The following is an 18453-nucleotide window of genomic DNA, read 5'->3' as shown; positions in this document are numbered from 1 at the left end:
ATTTTCCGATGGCCAGGTTCCGGCACGCCGCCTGCAGGTCTTTTTGGCACTGGTCGTGGCCCTTGCCGGATTCCAGGCACTTGGCAGCCGCCTCGTGCGCGGCGGCCATCGCACGGTGGCGGGCGATGTCTTCCTGGGTGTCCTTGTCGTTGTGGGCTTGGGCGTGGGCGAGTGCCCCGACGAGGAGCATGGGGGCCAGGGCGAGCGCGGAGATCAGTTGCTTCATGAAGGGTCCTTCCAGGTGATTCAGAGAATTGGGTCAAACAAAAACGGGGGTGTTCAACGGGACGGTCATGGCTGGCTGAGCAAGTCGGCCACATCGGTCCGGTAGGCCTGCATGGCCGGCAGCAGCGCCGCCAGCGCCGCCACGCCTGCGGCCAGCAGCGGCACCCCGACTTCGGCGGGCAGCCAGATCCAGCCCGTCACCGGCAGCAAGCCCTGCGCCTGCAAGGCCCAGCCCAGGGCCTGCGCCAGGCCGTGGCCCAGCAGCAGCCCCAGCATGGACGCGAGCGCGGCCAGCCACAGGGCCTCCCACAGCACCAGCCCGGCCACGCGGCCCGGGGGGGCGCCCAGCATGCGCAGCATGGCCAGGTCAGCGCGGCGCTCGCGCACGGCATTCCACAAGGCGATGAACACACTGAGCGCGGCCACGGCCAGCAGCACGCCCCCAAAGGCACGCAACACGTCGGCGCCCACGCCCAACAGGCGCAGCAGGCGTGTGACCTCGATGGCGGGCGCCGCCGCCTGCAGGCTGGTGCCGCTGTTGATCTGCCGCGGCAGCGTGACGGCGGCCAGGGGCGTGCGGTAGCGCACCAGGGCGACGGTGACTTCGCGCTCTTCCTTCAGGATCTCCAGGTCTTCGGCGTCGTTGGCCGTGGCCATCTCGTGCACCGTCCAGACGGACTCGGTGCTGGTCAGGATCAGCCGGTCCAGCACGCAGCCGCAGGGGGCCAGCACGCCGCTCACCCGGTAGGGATGGTCGCCGTGCGCGTGCCCGCCGGCGCCCAGGCCGTGGCTGCCGATGAAGGTCGCGCCCACCAGCGGCGCGCCGGCGTGGCCGGCCCGGACGATGCCGCGCGCCACGCTGGCGCCCAGCACGGCGTCCATGGGCCGCTGCCACAGCGCGCCTTCGGCGAAGGCGGCTGCGTAGTGCGCCACGTAGTCGGGCGTGGTGCCCACAATGCGAAAGCCCTGGTAGCTGTCGCCCAGGCTCAGCGGTATCACCTGCGCCACCAGCGGGTTCTTCTGCAGCGCCTGCACTTCCTGCAGTGGAATGTTGCCGGTGGGCACGTCGATGTGGAACACGCCCGCCAGGATCAGCTGCAGCGGGCTGCCCTTGGCGCCCACCACCAGGTCGATGCCGGTCAGGTCGCGCTCGAAGGCCTGGTCCAGCTGCGTGGCCACCAGCAGCACCAGCGTGATGGCCGCCAGCCCGAGCGTGAGCACCAGCAGGTTGAGCACCGCCGCCAGCGGACGCGACCACAGGTAATGCCACGAGAGCTGGGCCAGTTTTACTATAGATTTCATAGCTGCTCGTGCTTGTCCAGCAAGCGCTGGGAGGCTATTTCATTCAAATCCAGCGTCTGCGCGCCGGCCAGCGCCTGCACCACGCGCTGGTCGTGCGTGGCGATCACCAGGCTGGCGTCGCAGGCTGCGGCGCTTTGCTGCAGCAGGGCCAGGGCATCGGCCGCGGCCTCGTCGTCCAGGCTGGCGGTGGGCTCGTCGGCCAGCAGCACCTGCGGCGCCAGCAGCACGGCCCGCGCCAGCGCCACGCGCTGCGCCTGCCCGCCCGAGAGCTGGTGCGGCCGGCGGGCGGCCAGCGCGGCCACGCCCACCTGCGCCAGCGCGCGGGTGATGGCGGCGTCGTCCCGGGGCAGGCCGGCGGCAAAGTAGCTGAGCGCCAGGTTGTCCGCCACCGAGAGCGCGCTGCTGAGGTACAGCTTTTGCGGCAAAAAGCCGATGGTGCGTGCGCGCCACGCGTCGATCTCGGCCCCGCGCTGGGTGCCCAGCTGCGTGCCCGCCACGAACAAATCTCCCCCGCTGGCCCCGCGCAGCCCGGCCATCAGCGCCAGCCAGGTGGATTTGCCGGTGCCCGAGCGCCCGCGCAGCAGCAGCGTGCCGCCCTGGCGCAGGTCCACGTCCGGAAACCGCAGCGGCGCCGCGCCGCCCGTGGCGTAGGTGTAGGAAAGCCCCCGGGTGCGGATCATGCGGCGGCTCCCTCAGCCGGGTGGGCGCATTCCGCGCAGCGCCCATGCACGGCAATGTCCACGGCCAGGCTTTCGTGCCCCGCCGTGGCCAGGGCCTGCAGCATGTGCTGCAGGGCGGTCTGCACCTTGGCCGAGCCTTGGGACAGGCGGAACTGGCGGTGGCAGTCGTCGCACTCAAACCGCGGCGCCGCGCCCTCGTTGCCCTGCGGGGCCCGCGTGTAGCGCGTGACGCGGGCGGCATCGACCTGCTTGTGCAGCAGGCCGGCGGCAGCACAACGGTCCAGCAGGCGGTAGACCGTGACCTTGTTGACCCCCGCGCCGGCCGCGGCCAGGGCGGACTCCACCTCGGCCTCGGAAAGCGCCGCGTCCGGCCGGGCCGCATACAGCGCCGCCAGCGCGCGCGTGGCCCGCGTGGCGCGCATGCCGGGCGGCAAGGTCCAGGCGGTGGCAGCAGAAGGAAGAGGCGGAGGGGTTTGGCGCAACGAAGGCATGCCAGAAAGGGCCGGCGCGGCGCCCGCCCGTGCAGGTTGCCGCCGTCGCGCCATAACGCAATTGGTTTGCATTATGCATGCATGTTTGCAGCGGCAATCCGCTCGGCCTTCACCAGCACCGCGTGCTTAACGCCAGAGGCGGTAGAGCCAGTAGCTGTCGTCCCCTGCCTGCACGCGCCGCGCCAGCTCTGCAGGGCTTTCGCCCGTCACGCGCTGGGCCTCCCGGCACAAGTGCGACTGATCGGCATAGCCTGCGTCCAGCGCCACGTCCTGCCAGCGCGGAGCCTGGCCCGACGCCTCGCTGTGCCGGCGCGTCTGCACGAGGGTGTGTTCGGCCCGCGAGAGCCAGCCCAATCTGCGCAGCGGCTGGCCCGCCCAGACGCGGGCATGGCGCTCCAGGCTGCGCAGGCTGCCTCCAAGCCCTTGGGCCGAGGCATGCCGTTGCAGTTGGTGCAGCCAGCGGGCGGCGGTGGCGAGGGCCGATGGCGCGGCACCCTCGACGAAGGCGCCATCGCGGCTGGCAACGAACTCCTCCACCAACGCCATGCGCACAGTGTCGTCCGGCGCCTGGCGCACCCGCTCGCACAACACCACCCAGTCGTGGGGGAGCACGTCCTGCGCCAACGCCATGCCGTCCACCAGACTGCTGATGTCCAGGCCGGTGAGCCGGTGGAAGGCCTGCGGGTAGAAAACCACGCCGAAGGTGCGCACCGGCCCGGGATTGCGTGTCACCCAGGGCCGCGTTTGCGGGCCCAGCAGCACAGTGGCTGGCAGCGACTGTTGCGCGTGCATGTCAGGCCCCAGGCGGTCGGAGCGGCCTTCCAGAAACCAGGCGATCCCGCAGTACACCGACGCCGGATAGCGGTTGATGTCCTCCTCCTTGCGGGGCGAGCCGGTGGTGTCCTTGGTGATGTACGCGCGAATGCTGCCCGCCAGGGATGCTGGCGGCAGCGCCACGGTGGCAAAGGGAAGCTGAAAGCGGATGCGCACAGCCGCATATCGTAAACAGGTGCAAGCCCGGCAGGCACGACCGCCGACGGCCAGGCGCGCGGCTGGCGAAAAAGTTCAAGACGGCTACCCAGGGCCTGCATACGATGCTTTCAAAGTGCCCGCAAGGCTGCCCTCCTCGCCTGGCCACCAGCCGGGCTGCGGCGGGCGCCGGCAGCTGCCACCTGCGTGGGGCAACGGCACTGCGAAAACATCGTCAACAGGCTCCCACGCGCCTTTCACAATGCGGACACCATGCAACACCCACGAGCCACTTCCCTGCGCACGTCGCCCCCACCGGCCTCCGCAGGCCAGCCCCTGCTGGCCTCGGCCCGGCCCAGCCGCACGGCGCTGCTGTGCGGCATAGCCCGGGCCCGGCACCAGTTGCTGGACGGCGGGGAGATCTTCCCGGACCCCCTGGCGCTGGACATCCTGGGCCCCGTACTGGCTGCGCGGTTGCGCGCCGGGCTGGACGGCAAAGGCCGCGAGGACCGCGGAAAGGATGCGGGAAGCTTTTCGCAGGCCATGCGCGGCGCCCTGGTGGTGCGCAGCCGCATTGCCGAAGACACCCTGCGCGATGCGGTGGCGGCCGGTGCCACGCAGTACGTGCTGCTGGGCGCGGGCCTGGACACGTTTGCCCTGCGCAACCAGTGGCCCGCAGGCCTGCAACGCGTGTTTGAAGTGGACCACCCGGCCACCCAGGCCTGGAAACAAGGCCTTGCCTCCCAGGCCGGACTGGCGATGCCGCCGGGCGGCACCTTCGTCCCCGTGGACTTCGAGCGGCAGGACTTCATGGCACAGCTGGCCGCGCACGGCTTCGACCCTGCGGCACGCACCGTGTTTGCCTGGCTGGGGGTCACCATGTACCTCGCGCCGGCGGCCGTGGAGGCGACCCTCCAGCGCATCGGCACGCAGGCGGCTCCGGGCAGCGTGCTGGTGTTCGACTACGTGCGCCAGCCCGCGCCGCTGCAGTGGGGGCGCAAGCTGGCGCTGGGCCTGATGGCGCGCCGGTTTCGGCGCATGGGCGAGCCCTGGCGCTGCTTTCTGGGGGACGAAGCGCTGCAAGCGATGCTCACGCGCCACGGCTTTGACGCCGCCGAGTTCATCACGCCCGAGAGGATTCGACAGACATTGCTGGCGCACCGGCCCAGCACGCGGCGACAGCGCATTCTCAGCGGTCTTTTGGGGGGTGTGGTGCGCGTGCGGGTGCCGGCCGGGGCTGGCTCGGCGGCGCTGGCGCCCCAAGCCGCCGCATCAGCGCCGTGATCGGCCGCGCAACCCAGGCCCGGGGGTCATGCGGGCTTCAGATACCGCGCAAACGTCTTGCGAAACTTCTCCACCTTGGGGCCCACCACGAACGCGCAATACGCGGCGTGCGGGTTGTTGGCAAAGTAGTCCTGGTGGTAGTCCTCGGCCGGGCTGTAGTTGTGCAGCGGCGCCACCTCGGTGGTGATGGGCGCGCCAAAGAGCTTGTCCTGCGACATCTGGCGGACCATGGCGTGGGCGATTTCGCCGTGCGCAGGGTCCTCGAAGTAGATGCCGCTGCGGTACTGCGTGCCCACGTCATTGCCCTGGCGGTTCAGGGTGGTCGGGTCGTGGGTGTGGAAGAAGATCTCCAGGATCTCCTCCAGGCTGATTTCATTGGCGTCAAACGTCAGGCGCACCACCTCGGCATGGCCGGTGTCGCCCGTGCAGACCTGCGCGTAGGTGGGGTGGACGGTGTGGCCGTTGGTGTAGCCGCTTTCCACGCCGGTCACGCCGCGCACGCGGTCGAACACGGCTTCGGTACACCAGAAGCAGCCGCCACCAAGGGTGATGGTCTGCAAATTTGAGGGGGTATCTGCCAAACAGGCCTCCGTGCAATTTGGCGCGGATGGTACGCGCACCGCCCGGCCATCCGGGCAGCGCGGGATTGTGCCCCAGGATGTAGCAAGGGCTACATAGTTAACCACAGTTAATTGCGCACGGTGATCCCACGCCATTGACGCTCCGCCGTCCCGTGGCTACATTACTAACCAGTCAGTCATTAACTATTCCATTCCGGTGTCGCCCTCGTCCGCATCCTCCCCTGCCGCTGCCGGCCAGCCCAAGCGCGAGCGCCGCAAGGAGGCGCGCCCCGGCGAGCTGCTGGAAGCGGCGCTGGACCTGTTTGTGGAAAAAGGCTTTGCCGCCACGCGCGTGGACGAGGTAGCCGCCCGGGCCGGGGTGTCCAAGGGCACCCTCTTCCTGTACTTTCCCAGCAAGGAAGAGCTGTTCAAGGCCGTGGTGCGCGAGAACATCGCCGGCCGCTTTACCGAATGGAATGCCGAGCTGCAGACCTTCACCGGCTCCACCAGCGATCTGCTGCGCTACTGCTACCAGGTGTGGTGGGAGCGCGTGGGCAGCACCAAGGCCTCGGGCATCACCAAGCTGATGCTCAGCGAGGCGCAGAACTTCCCCGACATCGTGGCCTTCTACCAGCACGAGGTCATCCTGCCCGGCAAGGCGCTGATCCGGCGCATCCTGGAGCGCGGCATCGCGCGCGGGGAATTCCGCGCCATCGACCTCGACTACGGCGTGTTCCTCGTGCTGGCGCCCATGATCTTCCTGATGATGTGGAAGCACTCGCTGGGCGCCTGCGTGCCCGAGGGCGAGAACCTGACCCCCGAGCGGTACATCGCCTGCCAGGTCGACAACATTCTTCAGGGCCTGTGCGTGCGGCCGGACGCAGCGCCCGCGCCCCAGGCCCCTCCTCTCCCCCCTGCCCCTCCTCTCCCCCCTGCCCCTCCTTCCCGCTCCTGACCATGAAACGCTGGATTCCCTGGATGGCTGCCGCCATCGTCATCGTGCTGCTCGGCGGCGGCGTGTGGCGCGCCCTGGCTTCGCGCCAGGCGCAGCAAAAGGCGCTGGCCGAAGCCGCCACGCAGCGGGCGGAGGCTCCGCTGCAATTGGCGGCCGATGAAGTGCTGCGGGTGCAGCGGCGCGAGCTGGTGCTGGGCGTGCCGGTGTCGGGCGCCCTGCGGGCGGTGGACTCGGCCATGGTCAAGGCCCGCGCCGCGGGCGAGCTGCAAGGGCTGACGGTGCGCGAAGGAGACCGCGTGCAGGCCGGCCAGGAGATCGCCCGCATCGATCCCACCGAAGCCCGGGCCCGCGTGCGGCAGGCGCAGCAGCAGGCGGACGCCGCCAAGGCGCAGGTGGACATCAACCAGCGCCAGTACGACAACAACCGCGCGCTGGTGGCGCAGGGCTTTATCTCATCGACCGCGCTGGTCACCTCGCAGGCCAGCCTGGAGTCTGCCCAGTCCAGCCACCAGGCCGCCGTGGCGGCGGCCGACGTCGCCCGCAAGGCGCTGGAAGACACCGTGGTGAAAAGCCCCCTCAGCGGCCTGGTGGCGCAGCGCCTGGCCCAGCCCGGGGAGCGGGTGGCGGTGGACGCGCGCATCGTGGAGGTGGTGGACCTCACCCGTCTGGAGCTGGAGGCGCAGCTTCCCCCCGCGGACGCCCTGGCCGTGCGCGTGGGCCAGAAGGCATCGCTCACCGTGGAAGGCCTGGCAGAGCCGGTGGCGGCCACCGTCGCACGCATCAACCCCAGCGCCCAGGCCAGCAGCCGCACGGTGCCGGTCTACCTGCGCGTGGACGCCCGCCCGGCCGCGGCCCCGCAGCTGCGCCAGGGGCTGTTCGTGCAGGGCCTGCTGGACACGGGCCGCGCGCCGGTGCTGGCCGTCCCGCTCGATGCCGTGCGCACCGACAAGCCGGCCCCGTACCTGCAGACCGTGAAGGACGGGCGGGTGGCGTATGTGGAGGTCCAGACCGGCCAGCGCGCGCTGGTGGACGGCCAGACCCTGGTGGCCGTACAGGGCGTGCCCGAAGGCGCCGTCGTGGTGGCCGGGCGCATCGGCCAGTTGCGCGAAGGCACGGCCGTGGCCCTGCCGTCGGCCGCAGGTGGGGCGCCTGCGCCCGCCGCAGCCCAGGCCGCCTCCGGCCCCACTCCCTGAGCGCCGCGGCCTGCCATGTGGTTCACCAAAGTCAGCCTGAAGAATCCCGTGTTCGCCACGATGGTGATGCTCGCCATCGTGGTGCTGGGCCTGTTCTCGTACCAGCGCCTGAAGGTCGACCAGTTCCCCAACATCGACTTCCCCGTGGTGGTGGTCACCGTGGACTATCCCGGGGCCTCTCCCGAGATCGTCGAGAGCGAAGTCACCAAGAAGATCGAAGAAGGCGTCAACTCCATCGCGGGGATCAACGCCCTCACCTCGCGCAGCTACGAGGGCACGGCGGTGGTCATCATCGAGTTCCAGCTGCACATTGACGGCCGCAAGGCCGCCGAGGATGTGCGCGAGAAGGTGGCCACCGTGCGCCCCAACCTGCGCACCGAGGTCAAGGAGCCGCGCGTGCTGCGCTTCGACCCTGCCAGCCGCGCCGTCTGGTCGCTGGCCGTGCTGCCCGATGAGAAATCGAACCGCAGTGCCGTGGAGCTGACCACCTGGGCCGAGCAGGTGCTGAAAAAGCGCCTGGAAAACGTGCGCGGCGTGGGCGCGGTGAACCTGGTGGGCGCCACCAAGCGCGAGATCAATATCTACCTGAACCCCCAGGCGCTGGAGGCCTACGGCATCACCCCCGACCAGGTGGCCGCCGCCGTGCGCAATGAGAACCAGGACCTGCCCGTGGGCTCCATCCGCTCGCTGGCGCAGGAGCGCGTGGTGCAGGTCGACGCCCGCATGCGGCGCCCCGAGGACTTCGGCAAGATCATCGTGGCCCGCAAAGGAAACGGAACCGCGGGTCAGGCCAGCGGGGGCGCCCCCGTCCGCCTCGACCAGCTCGCCCGGGTGAACGATGGCGCGCAGGAGGTCGAGAGCCTGGCGCTCTACAACGGCCAGCGCACGCTGCTGCTGTCGGTGCAGAAGTCGCAGGGCGAAAACACCATCGAGGTGGTGGATGGCCTGAACGCCGCGGTGGCCGAACTCAAGAACCAGCTGCCGCCCGGCGTGCGGCTGGAGACCATCGGCGACAGCGCCCGCCCCATTCGCGTGGCTGTGAACAACGTGCGCCAGACGCTGATTGAAGGCGCCATCCTCACGGTGATGATCGTGTTCCTGTTCCTGAACTCGTGGCGCTCCACCGTCATCACGGGCCTCACCCTGCCGATCGCCCTCATCGGCACGTTCCTGTTCATGAACATGTTCGGCTTCACCATCAACATGATCACGCTGATGGCCCTGAGCCTGTGCGTGGGCCTGCTGATCGACGACGCCATCGTGGTGCGCGAGAACATCGTGCGCCATGTGCAGATGGGCAAGGGCGCCTATGCGGCCGCCATGGACGGCACGCAGGAGATCGGTCTGGCGGTGCTGGCCACCACGCTGTCCATCGTGGCGGTGTTTCTGCCCATCGGCTTCATGGGCGGCATCATCGGCAAGTTCTTCCACGAGTTCGGCATCACCATCGTGGCGGCCGTGATGATCTCGATGTTCGTGAGCTTCACGCTGGACCCGATGCTGTCGAGCGTCTGGCACGACCCGAGCATCCATGCGCACGGCCAGCACGCCGCGCCGGTCACGTTCTACGACAAGACCATCGGCCGCGTCACCGGCTGGTTCGACCGTGCCACGGATGCGCTGGCCGAGGGCTACCAGCACATCCTGCGCTGGTCGCTGGCGCACAAGCTGGCCACCCTGCTCATCGCCGGCGCGGTCTTCGTGCTGAGCATCGTCATGGTGCCGCTGCTGGGCACCGAGTTCGTGCCCAAGGCCGACTTCTCGGAGACAACGGTCAACTTCTACACGCCGGTCGGCTCGTCGCTGGAGGCCACCGAGGCCAAGGCGCGCCAGGTCGAAGGCATCCTGCGCGAACTGCCTGAGGTGCGCTACACGCTCGCCACGCTCAACACCGGCAACGCGCAGGGCAAGATGTACGCCAGCATCTACGTGCGCCTGGTGGACCGCAAGGACCGCAGCCGCAGTGTGGACGCCATGTCCGCCGTCCTGCGCGAACGCCTCAAGCAGGTGCCGGGCATCACCGTGACGCACGTGGGCCTGCTCGACCCTGTGGGCGGGCAAAAGCAGATCGAGTTCTCGCTGCAGGGCCCCGACCTGCAGGAGCTGGAGCGCCTCACCCGCCAGGTGAGCGAGAAGATCCGCGACATCCCCGGCCTGGTGGACCTGGACAGCAGCGCCAAGCCCGACAAGCCCGTGATCGCCATCGACGTGAAGCGCGACGTCGCGTCGGACCTGGGCCTGTCGGTGGCGCCCCTGGCGGCCTCGCTGCGCACGCTGGTGGCCGGCACCACCGTGGGCAACTGGCGTGCGCCCGACGACCAGACCTACGACGTGAACGTGCGCCTGGCCCCCGAGTCGCGGACCGCGCCGCAGGACCTCGAACGCCTGCCCTTCGCCCTGGCCGCCGCGGACGGCGGCACCCGCATCGTGCGCCTGGGCCAGGTGGCGAGCGTGGCCGAATCCACCGGCGCCAACCAAATCAACCGGCGCGACCTCACGCGCGAGGTGGCCGTGAACGCCAACGTGGCCTTGCGCTCCGCGGGCGAGGTGTCGGCGGACATCCGCAAGGCGCTGGACTCCATCAGCTTCCCGCCGGGCTACCGCTACCAGTTCGGCGGCTCCACCAAGAACATGGCCGAGTCCTTCGGCTACGCCGTGTCGGCACTGGCCATGGCCATCATCTTCATCTACATGATCCTGGCCAGCCAGTTCAAGAGCTTCCTGCAGCCGCTGGCGCTCATGACCTCGCTGCCGCTCACGCTCATCGGCGTGGTGCTGGCGCTCATGATGTTCCGCTCCACGCTGTCGATGTTCTCCATCATCGGGGTGGTGATGCTGATGGGCCTGGTCACCAAGAACGCCATCCTGCTGGTGGACTTCGCCATCCGCGCCCGCGAGGCACACACCGACGACCAGGGGCGCCCCCTGCCCGGCCTGCCGCGTGCCGATGCGCTGCTGCTGGCTGCGCGCGTGCGGCTGCGCCCCATCCTCATGACCACGCTGGCCATGATCTTCGGCATGGTGCCGCTGGCGTTTGCCCTGTCCGAAGGGTCCGAGCAGCGCGCCCCCATGGGTCAGGCCGTGATCGGCGGCGTCATCACTTCGTCGCTGCTCACGCTGGTGGTGGTGCCAGTCGTGTACTGCTACATGGACGATCTGGCGAACTGGGCGCTGCGCAAGATGGGGCGCGGCGGCGCAACGGCCCGCGAGGCCTCTAAAATCGAGGGTTTGTCCTGACCCACGCCTCCCTCGGAGAAAACCATGAACCTGCCCCTGAACACGCTTGCCAACACCAGCGACCCGGTCTCCCAGGCCCGCTACAACATGATCGAGCAGCAGATCCGCCCCTGGAACGTGCTGGATGCGGACGTGCTGGACCTGCTGGCGGTGGTGCGCCGCGAGGACTTTGTGCCCCCGGCCTACCGCAGCATGGCTTTCATGGACATCGAGATCCCGCTGGTCGGCGGCGATGCAGAGGCCGCCGTGCGCCAGGGCCAGTGCATGCTGCAGCCGCGCCTGGAAGCCCGCATGCTGCAGGATCTGCAGGTGCGCCCCACGGACCGCGTGCTGGAGATCGGCGCCGGCTCCGGCTACATGGCCGCCCTGCTCGCCCACCGCGCCGAGCGCGTGGTGTCGCTGGAAATCCTCCCCGAGCTGGCCGAGATGGCCCGTGAGAACCTGCGCGATGCCAGCATCCAGAACGCCGATGTGCGCGTGGGCGACGGCGCCCGCGACGCCATTCCGGACGGCCCGTTCGATGTGATCGTGCTCAGCGGCTCGGTCGCCGAAGTGCCCTCGGGCCTGCTGTCGCTGCTGCGTGACGGCGGCCGTCTGGCGGCCGTGGTCGGCAGCGAGCCGGTGATGCGTTTCACCCTGGTGCGCCGCGACGGCGACCGCTTCATCACCACCGCGCCCTGGGACACCATCGCCCCCCGGCTGGTGCATTTTCCGGAGCCCTCCGGCTTCACGTTCTGAGCCCGCACCGGGCCTTCTTCGGAGTTTCTTCGCATGATCGATCACGTCCGCCCCACCCAGCTGCCTGCCTGGTTCGCGGCTGCGGCCCCGCAGGGCGGCCGCCCCCTGGTGCTGGACGTGCGCGAACCCTGGGAGCTGCAGACCGCCAGCGTGCGGGCCGACGGATTTGAGCTGCTGGCCATTCCCATGGGCGAGCTGCCAGGGCGCCTGGCAGAGCTGGACCGCTCCCGCCCCACCGCCTGCCTGTGCCACCACGGCGCGCGCAGCCTGCGGGTGGCGGCTTTTCTGGAACACCACGGTTTCGAGTCGCTGGCCAACATCACCGGCGGCATCGATGCCTGGTCGCAGGAGTGCGACCCCGGGGTTCCGCGCTACTGACCGGCCCCGCGCCCTGGCCCGTTGCAACGGCTCCCCTCGCACTGTTTCGCCTGTTCCATTCGATCCGCAGACTCTTCCGAAGGACCTTCTTCATGACACCGCCCCGGCTTCTCTCCCCGCTGTCCCTTCTGTCCCTGGCGCTCGGCGCGGCGCTGGCCGTACCGGCCCAAGCCCAGAGCTTGCTGGAGCTGGTGGAATCCGCCCGCACCTACGACACCAGCTGGCAGTCGGCCCGGGCCCAGCTGGACGCTGCCGAGCGCCGCGCCGACCAGGCCCGCGCAGGGCTGCTGCCCAGCGCCGCGCTGACCGCGGGCCTGAGCCGCGCCAATGTGGAGCTGAGCCGCCCGCCGGTGGAGAACACGGGCAACACGCAGACCGTGGGGGTGCAGGCGTCGCAGCCGCTGTACCGCCCGGCCAATCGCATCAGCCTGGAACAAGGCCAGCGCGGCGTGGACGTGGCCCAGGCCCAGCTGGACGCCGCCACGCAGGACCTGCTGGTGCGCGTGAGCCAGGCCTACTTTGACGTGCTCGCCGCCCAGGACACGCTGACCTTCGTGCAGGCTCAAAAAGCCGCCGTGTCCGAGCAGCTGGCATCGGCCAAGCGCAATTTCGAGGTCGGCACCACCACGGTGACCGACTCGCGCGAAGCCCAGGCCCGCTATGACCTGGTCGTGGCGCAGGAGATCGCGGCCGAGAACGACCTGCGCGTCAAGCGCCTGGCGCTGGACCAGCTGGTGGGCATCACCGGCGCGCAGCCCCGCCCCCTGGCCCTGCCCGTGCAGCTGCCCCCCATGGCCCCCGACAACGTGGCGGCCTGGGTGGACACCGCCCGCGACCAGCAGCCCGGCGTGCGCCAGGCGGCCATTGCGCTGGACATCGCCCGCCTGGAAACGAAAAAGGCCGAAACCGGCCACCTGCCCACGGTGGACCTGCAAGCCGGCTACAACATCACCCGCAACCCGCACGGCACCATCACTGCACCCGGGGTGAACAACCGCACCAACAGCGCCAGCGTGGGCGTGGCCTTCAACCTGCCGCTGTTCGCGGGCTTTGCCGTGCAAAACCGCGTCAAGGAAACCCTGGCGCTGGAAGAAAAGGCTGCGGCGGACCTGGAAACCACCCGCCGCAACGTGGCCCAGGCCACCCGGGCGGCGTTCTTTGGCGTGCAGTCCGGCCAAGGCCAGGTGCAGGCGCTGGAGGCCGCCGAAGCATCGAGCCAGAGCGCCCTGGACGCCAACAAGCTGGGCTACCAGGTGGGCGTGCGCATCAACATCGACGTGCTCAACGCCCAGAGCCAGCTCTACCAGACCAAGCGCGACCTCGCCCAGGCCCGCTACAACGTGCTGCTGGGCACGCTCAAGCTGCGCCAGGCCGCGGGCACGCTGACGCAGCAGGACGTTGAAGCCATCAACGCGCTGCTGGTCAAGCCCTGACGGCGCCGCTCGGCGCCACCAGCGCCAGCACGGCCTGGGCCGTGGCCTGCGCGGCGCCGCGGTGCGCAGCGGCAAAGCGGCGGGCACGCTCGCGGGCCAAGGCCAGGCTGGCAGCGTCGTGTGCCAGGGCCACAGCCCGCGCCATGCCCTGCGCCAGGTCGTCCACCCGGTCGGCCGCGCCGGCAGCGCAGGCCAGTTCGGCGGCCTCGGCAAAATTGAAGGTGTGCGGCCCCAGCACCACGGGGCAGCCGCAGGCCGCGGCCTCGATGAGGTTCTGCCCGCCCAGGGGAGCAAAGCTGCCGCCCAGCAACGCCACGTCGGCCAGGCCGTAGTAGAGCGCCATCTCGCCCAAGGAATCGCCCAGCCACACATCGGCCGCATCGGTTGCGTCGGCCGCCTCGGCTGCGTCGGGCCCGGACGCCCAGCGGCTGCGGCGCGAGACGCTGAGGCCGGCGCCCTCCAGCAGCTGCTGCACCTCGTCAAACCGCTGCGGGTGGCGTGGGACGATGAGCCACCGGACCGAATTTGCTATGCTATTGATAGCTGCTTGCGCTTGCCCTGACTGGGCTGGGGGCTGTTTTTGCTTGATATTTTCAAGCCACATCGCCTCTTCGCCCTCGCGGCTGCTGGCCAGCATCACCACCGGCCGGCCGGCCTGCTGGCGCCATGCCCGGCCCTGCGCCAGCAAGGGTGCGTCGGGCACCACGTCGAACTTCAGGTTGCCCAGCACGCCGCGCACGGGTGCGCCCAGGCTGCGCAGCCGGCGCGCATCGTCCTCGGTTTGCGCCCACACGGCGGCCAGGCCCGCGTAGGCGGGCCGGGCCAGCGGGGCCAGCCGTTGCGCCTGGCGCAGGGATTTTTCGCTCAGCCGCGCGTTGGCCAAGACCAGCGGCATGCCCTCGCGCCGGCAGCCCGCCACCAGGTTGGGCCAGACCTCGGTCTCCATCAGGATGCCCACGGCAGGCCGGAAGCGGCGCAGGAACCGGGCCACCGCACCCGGCGTGTCCCACGGTTGCCACACCTGCACGTCGCCCGGCTGCAGCAGCTTGGCGCCCTCGGCCCGGCCCGTGGCCGTGCCGTGCGTGAGCAGCAGGCGCATGCCGGGCCTCAGTGCACGCAACTGCGCCAGCAGGATTGCGGCGGCGCGGGTCTCTCCCAGGGAGACGGCGTGGATCCACACCCAGGGCTCCGGCGGCGGCGTGCCAGCGAGAGGAACGGGGGGAGGAACGGCGGGGCCATAGTGGCCGAACCGCTCGGCCACCGCATGCGCGTAGCCTGGCTCGGCCACCGCGCGGTGGCGCAGCTTGCGGCGCAGCAAGGGCTGGGCGCACCAGGTCAGCAGCGAATAGCAGGCCAGCGCGGCCTGCTTCATGCCGCCGTCCAGGCTTGCAGCTCCACCACCCCGCCGGTCCAGCCGCTGTCTCCGCGTGCGGCCCAGACCATGCAGGGCGCATCGCCCGGCGCCGCCGCCACGCAGCGGCCGCCCGGGGCCCAGAACGCACTGCGGCCGGCGCTGGCGTAGCCGCCGGAGCGGCCGCTGTAGTTGGCCAGCAGCACGGCCATGTCGAGCTGGCGCGCGTAGCCCTGCAGCTGGGCGGATTCGGGGCCGTAGCCCCGCTCGGACACCAGGGCGCTGGCCACGTACAGCGCGGCGCCGGCATCGCGCGCGGCCTGGGCGTGTTCGGGGTGGGTCAGGTCGGCACAAACCGCCACGCCCACCGGCTCGCCCGCCAGCAGCTGCACGGCCGCGTCCTCGGTGCCGGCGCTGGCGAACGACGCTTCGCTGGCGTGCAGGTGGCGCTTGCGGTACAGCCCCACGCTGCCCTCGGGCCCCAGCACCCAGGCGCCGATGGCGGGCAGCGTGGGGCCGGCCCCGGGCGCAGGCGCCTGCGCCGCCGGGGCGGGCGCGCCTACCACCAGTGTCATGGCGTGGTCGCGTGCCGCCTGGCACAGCGGTGCCAGCGCGGGGTGGTCCGGCGCCAGCACATGGTCCGCCAGCAGGTGCGGCTCGTACCCGGTGAGCGACAGCTCGGGGAACACCAGCACCTGCACCCGCTCGTAGGCCGCCATCCGCACGAAGGCCAGATGGGTCTGCACGTTGCGCTCAAGGTCGCCCGCCACCGAGGCCGATTGGGCGGCCGCGATGCGCAAGGGGGTGGACAAGGACGGTTGCATACGGAACGAAGCCGGGAATGGCGGTCTGGGCGGCAGCTGTCTCTGTGGACGTGAGGAGGTGCTCTGCGCGTTTCGGCGGCCCGCCCTGCGGTTTCAGTGGCTGGAGGCCCCGACCTGCGCACCGGGCTTGACGCGTTGCAGCAGGGCCAGCATGGCCGATTCGATGCGCTGCAGGGCCTCGGTCGTGTGGCCTTCAAAGCGCAGCACCAGCACCGGCGTGGTGTTGCTGGCGCGGATCAGGCCGAAGCCGTCCGGCCAGTCCACGCGCAGGCCGTCGATGGTGCTGATGGCGGCCGGCGCCGTGAACGTGGTCGCGGCCAGCGCCTGCAGCTCGGCCGTCAGGCGGTGGGGTTCGCCCTCGGCGCAGGCCACGTTCAGTTCGGGCGTGGAGAAGCTGGTGGGCAGGGCGTTGAGCACGGCGCTCGGGTCGGCGTGGCGGCTCAGAATCTCCAGCAGGCGGCAGCCCGCGTAGGTGCCGTCGTCAAAGCCGTACCAGCGCTCCTTGAAGAAGATGTGGCCGCTCATCTCGCCGCCCAGCGGCGAGTTCGACGCCTTCATGCGCGCCTTGATGAGCGAGTGGCCCGTCTTGAACATCACCGGCACGCCGCCCGCTTCGCGGATGGCGGGCGCCAGGCGCTGGGTGCACTTCACGTCAAAAAGAATCTCGCCGCCGGGCACGCGGCTGAGCACGTCCTGGGCGAAGAGCATCATCTGGCGGTCGGGGAAGATGTTGGTGCCGTCCCGGGTGACGATGCCCAGGCGGTCGCCGTCGCCGTCAAAGGCCAGGCCCAGCTCGGCGTCGCTGCCCTGCAAGGCCGCGATCAGGTCGCGCAGGTTCTCGGGCTTGCTCGGGTCGGGGTGGTGGTGGGGGAAATTGCCGTCCACCTCGGAGTACAGCTCCACCACCTCGCAGCCCAGCGCGCGAAAGATCGCGGGCGCCGAGGCCCCGGCAATGCCGTTGCCGCAGTCCACCACGATCTTCAGCGGGCGGGCCAGCTTCACGTCGCTCACGATGCGCTCGCGGTAGGCGGGCAGCACGTCCACCGTGCGCACCGAGCCGCCGGGCTGCAGCTGCCAGCTCTCGCGCTCCATGGTGGTGCGCAGGGCCTGGATCTCGTCGCCGTAGATGGCGCGGCCGTTCAGCACCATCTTGAAACCGTTGTAGTCCTTGGGGTTGTGGCTGCCGGTGACCTGGATGCCGCTGGTGCACAGCGTATGGGCCGCAAAGTACAGCAGCGGCGTGGTGACCATGCCCACGTCGATCACCTCGATGCCTGCCTCCACCAGCCCCTGGATCAGGGCCGCCGAGAGCGCCGGGCCGGACAGCCGGCCGTCGCGGCCCACGGCCACGGTGGTCTGCCCCTCGGCACGTGCGGCCGTGCCAAAGGCGCGCCCCAGGCCCAGCGCCACCGCTTCGTTCAGGGTGGAGGGCACGATGCCGCGGATGTCATAGGCTTTGAAGATGGCGGGCGTGGGCTGCACTGAAGGCCTTTCTCAGGAGGAGTTTGCAAAGTCCGCAGCATTGTAGGCGGGCACTTTGCCGCACCGCAGCAGCTACCCATGACAGTGGTAACCACATGTCCGAAAACGGCCGGTGCGGGCGCCGCAGCTGCCTATCATGCGGTCCATGACCTCCCTGGCCCCGCCCTCCTCCAGCGCGTGCGACACCACGCCGCCCGCCACCGCCGATGCGGCATCGGACGACGGACGCTACCTGGCCGTGCTGGCCCGGGACGCCCGTTTTGACGGGCATTTCTTCACCGGCGTGACCTCCACCGGCATCTACTGCCGCCCCGTCTGCGCCGTGCGCGCGCCGCGCCGGGAGAACTGCCGCTTCTTCGCCCTGGCCGCCCAGGCCGAAAGCGCGGGCTTTCGCCCCTGCCTGCGCTGCCGCCCCGAGCTGGCCCCGCAAGCGCTGGTGTGGTCCGTGCAGGACGCCAGCAGCATCCTGGTGCAGCAGGCCGTGCAGCTGCTGGACACGCCTGAGCTGTGGACCGCTGCGGCCGACGTGCCCGAAGGCGGCGGCGGGGGCGCCACCGTGGCCCGGCTGGCCGCGCGGCTGGGGGTGAGCGACCGGCATTTGCGCCGCATCTTCGAGGCGGCCCTGGGTATTTCGCCCCTGCAGTACCTGCAGACCCGCCGGCTGCTGACCGCCAAGCAGCTGCTGACCGACACCGACCTGCCCGTGACCCAGGTCGCCCTGGCCAGCGGCTTTGCCAGCGTGCGCCGGTTCAACGCGGCCTTCTCGGGGCATTACGGGCTCAATCCCACGCAGTTGCGGCGCACTGGCACGGGCCCCGGCGCACGGTCTGCCGGAACCGTCCGCCTCGCGTACCGCCCGCCGTACGACGTTCCGGCCTTGCTGGGCTTCTTTGAGCGCCGCCAGTTCCATGGTGTGGAACGCGCCTGGGCGGACGACCCCGCAGGCCCCAGCCTGCGGCGCACCGTGCGGCTCGCACCCGCCGTCACGGGCCAGGCAGCCGAGACGACCGGATGGCTGCAGCTGCGCTTTGACACGGCCCGCCACCAGGTGCTGCTGCAGACCAGCGACAGCCTGGTGCCGGTGCTGCCGCTGGTAATCCGCCGGGTGCGCGCGCTGCTGGACCTGGACGCCGACCCCGCCGCCATCCACGCCGTGCTGCACCCGTATTTCCCGCAGGGCGACGGCCTGCGCGTGCCGGGCGCGTTCGACGGTTTCGAGCTGGCCGTGCGCGCCGTGCTGGGCCAGCAGATCACCGTGGCGGCCGCCCGCACGCTGGGCCAGCGGCTGGTGGAGCGCCTGGGCGAGCCCCTGGCCACGCCGTGGCCGGAGCTCAACCGCCTGTTCCCCACG

General features: G+C 70.4%; 17 protein-coding genes. 8 read left to right on the top strand and 9 right to left on the bottom strand.

Features of this window, described 5'->3' with window-relative positions:
* From LWW96_RS16865 to LWW96_RS16845, 5 genes are all read right to left on the bottom strand, one after another.
* Positions 1 to 226, bottom strand: a 226-nt coding sequence (locus tag LWW96_RS16865) for a hypothetical protein (RefSeq protein ID WP_291489018.1), incomplete at its 3' end; no start/stop codon positions are given.
* Positions 227 to 291: 65 nt separating this feature from the next.
* Entirely contained in the window at positions 292 to 1527 is a 1236-nt protein-coding gene (locus LWW96_RS16860) for an FtsX-like permease family protein (RefSeq protein WP_291489017.1), read from the bottom strand.
* The gene (locus LWW96_RS16855) at positions 1524 to 2207 is read right to left on the bottom strand and encodes an ATP-binding cassette domain-containing protein (RefSeq protein ID WP_291489016.1); all 684 of its coding nucleotides are present in this window, start codon (positions 2205 to 2207) and stop codon (positions 1524 to 1526) included. Before LWW96_RS16855 ends, LWW96_RS16860 begins: the two co-directional genes overlap by 4 nt.
* On the bottom strand, positions 2204 to 2629 hold the full coding sequence (locus LWW96_RS16850; RefSeq protein WP_291489015.1) for a Fur family transcriptional regulator: 426 nt from the start codon (positions 2627 to 2629) through the stop codon (positions 2204 to 2206). The genes LWW96_RS16855 and LWW96_RS16850 overlap by 4 nt, the downstream gene beginning before the upstream one ends.
* Positions 2630 to 2824: 195 nt before the next feature.
* Complete coding sequence (locus LWW96_RS16845) at positions 2825 to 3688, bottom strand: DUF6597 domain-containing transcriptional factor (RefSeq protein WP_291489014.1); 864 nt, start codon at positions 3686 to 3688, stop codon at positions 2825 to 2827.
* Between the two features lie 252 nt (positions 3689 to 3940).
* Between LWW96_RS16845 and LWW96_RS16840 the strand changes: the two genes are divergently transcribed.
* Positions 3941 to 4951, top strand: coding sequence for an SAM-dependent methyltransferase (locus LWW96_RS16840; RefSeq protein WP_291489013.1), 1011 nt, complete (start codon positions 3941 to 3943; stop codon positions 4949 to 4951).
* Between the two features lie 26 nt (positions 4952 to 4977).
* On the opposite strand, the gene msrA is transcribed toward LWW96_RS16840, so the two are convergent.
* Positions 4978 to 5511 (bottom strand): peptide-methionine (S)-S-oxide reductase MsrA, encoded by a 534-nt coding sequence (gene msrA / locus LWW96_RS16835; RefSeq protein WP_291489012.1) that lies wholly within the window; start codon positions 5509 to 5511, stop codon positions 4978 to 4980.
* A gap of 217 nt (positions 5512 to 5728) precedes the next feature.
* Between msrA and LWW96_RS16830 the strand changes: the two genes are divergently transcribed.
* The 6 genes from LWW96_RS16830 to LWW96_RS16805 all read left to right on the top strand — a co-directional run bounded on the left by LWW96_RS16830 (position 5729) and on the right by LWW96_RS16805 (position 13445).
* Complete coding sequence (locus LWW96_RS16830) at positions 5729 to 6466, top strand: TetR/AcrR family transcriptional regulator (RefSeq protein ID WP_291489011.1); 738 nt, start codon at positions 5729 to 5731, stop codon at positions 6464 to 6466.
* A gap of 2 nt (positions 6467 to 6468) precedes the next feature.
* Complete coding sequence (locus tag LWW96_RS16825) at positions 6469 to 7659, top strand: efflux RND transporter periplasmic adaptor subunit (protein ID WP_291489010.1); 1191 nt, start codon at positions 6469 to 6471, stop codon at positions 7657 to 7659.
* A 15-nt stretch (positions 7660 to 7674) separates the two neighbouring features.
* The gene (locus LWW96_RS16820) at positions 7675 to 10896 is read left to right on the top strand and encodes an efflux RND transporter permease subunit (protein ID WP_291489009.1); all 3222 of its coding nucleotides are present in this window, start codon (positions 7675 to 7677) and stop codon (positions 10894 to 10896) included.
* 24 nt (positions 10897 to 10920) lie between these two features.
* Positions 10921 to 11634, top strand: coding sequence for a protein-L-isoaspartate O-methyltransferase (locus tag LWW96_RS16815; RefSeq protein ID WP_291489008.1), 714 nt, complete (start codon positions 10921 to 10923; stop codon positions 11632 to 11634).
* A gap of 33 nt (positions 11635 to 11667) precedes the next feature.
* Positions 11668 to 12012: a rhodanese-like domain-containing protein gene (locus LWW96_RS16810; protein WP_291489007.1), complete on the top strand. Its 345-nt coding sequence runs from the start codon at positions 11668 to 11670 to the stop codon at positions 12010 to 12012.
* Between the two features lie 92 nt (positions 12013 to 12104).
* The gene (locus LWW96_RS16805) at positions 12105 to 13445 is read left to right on the top strand and encodes a TolC family outer membrane protein (protein ID WP_291489006.1); all 1341 of its coding nucleotides are present in this window, start codon (positions 12105 to 12107) and stop codon (positions 13443 to 13445) included.
* Here the strand turns inward: LWW96_RS16805 and LWW96_RS16800 are convergent.
* The 3 genes from LWW96_RS16800 to LWW96_RS16790 all read right to left on the bottom strand — a co-directional run bounded on the left by LWW96_RS16800 (position 13435) and on the right by LWW96_RS16790 (position 17102).
* Positions 13435 to 14817 carry a 3-deoxy-D-manno-octulosonic acid transferase gene (locus tag LWW96_RS16800; protein WP_291489005.1) on the bottom strand — a complete coding sequence of 461 codons (1383 nt, stop codon included), beginning with the start codon at positions 14815 to 14817 and terminating at the stop codon, positions 13435 to 13437. The two genes, LWW96_RS16805 and LWW96_RS16800, sit on opposite strands and share 11 nt — an antisense overlap.
* Positions 14814 to 15608 (bottom strand): carbon-nitrogen hydrolase family protein, encoded by a 795-nt coding sequence (locus tag LWW96_RS16795; RefSeq protein ID WP_291489004.1) that lies wholly within the window; start codon positions 15606 to 15608, stop codon positions 14814 to 14816. The genes LWW96_RS16800 and LWW96_RS16795 overlap by 4 nt, the downstream gene beginning before the upstream one ends.
* 105 nt (positions 15609 to 15713) lie before the next feature.
* Positions 15714 to 17102: a phosphomannomutase/phosphoglucomutase gene (locus LWW96_RS16790; protein WP_291489003.1), complete on the bottom strand. Its 1389-nt coding sequence runs from the start codon at positions 17100 to 17102 to the stop codon at positions 15714 to 15716.
* Positions 17103 to 17247: 145 nt separating this feature from the next.
* Here LWW96_RS16790 and LWW96_RS16785 point away from each other — a divergent pair.
* The coding region (locus LWW96_RS16785; RefSeq protein WP_291489002.1) for a DNA-3-methyladenine glycosylase 2 family protein at positions 17248 to 18453 on the top strand (1206 nt) is incomplete at its 3' end.

Source organism: Acidovorax sp. (assembly GCF_021287135.1).
In the GTDB taxonomy this organism is placed as follows: Bacteria; Pseudomonadota; Gammaproteobacteria; order Burkholderiales; family Burkholderiaceae_C; genus Acidovorax.
This window is presented reverse-complemented; position numbering and strand designations above follow the sequence as displayed.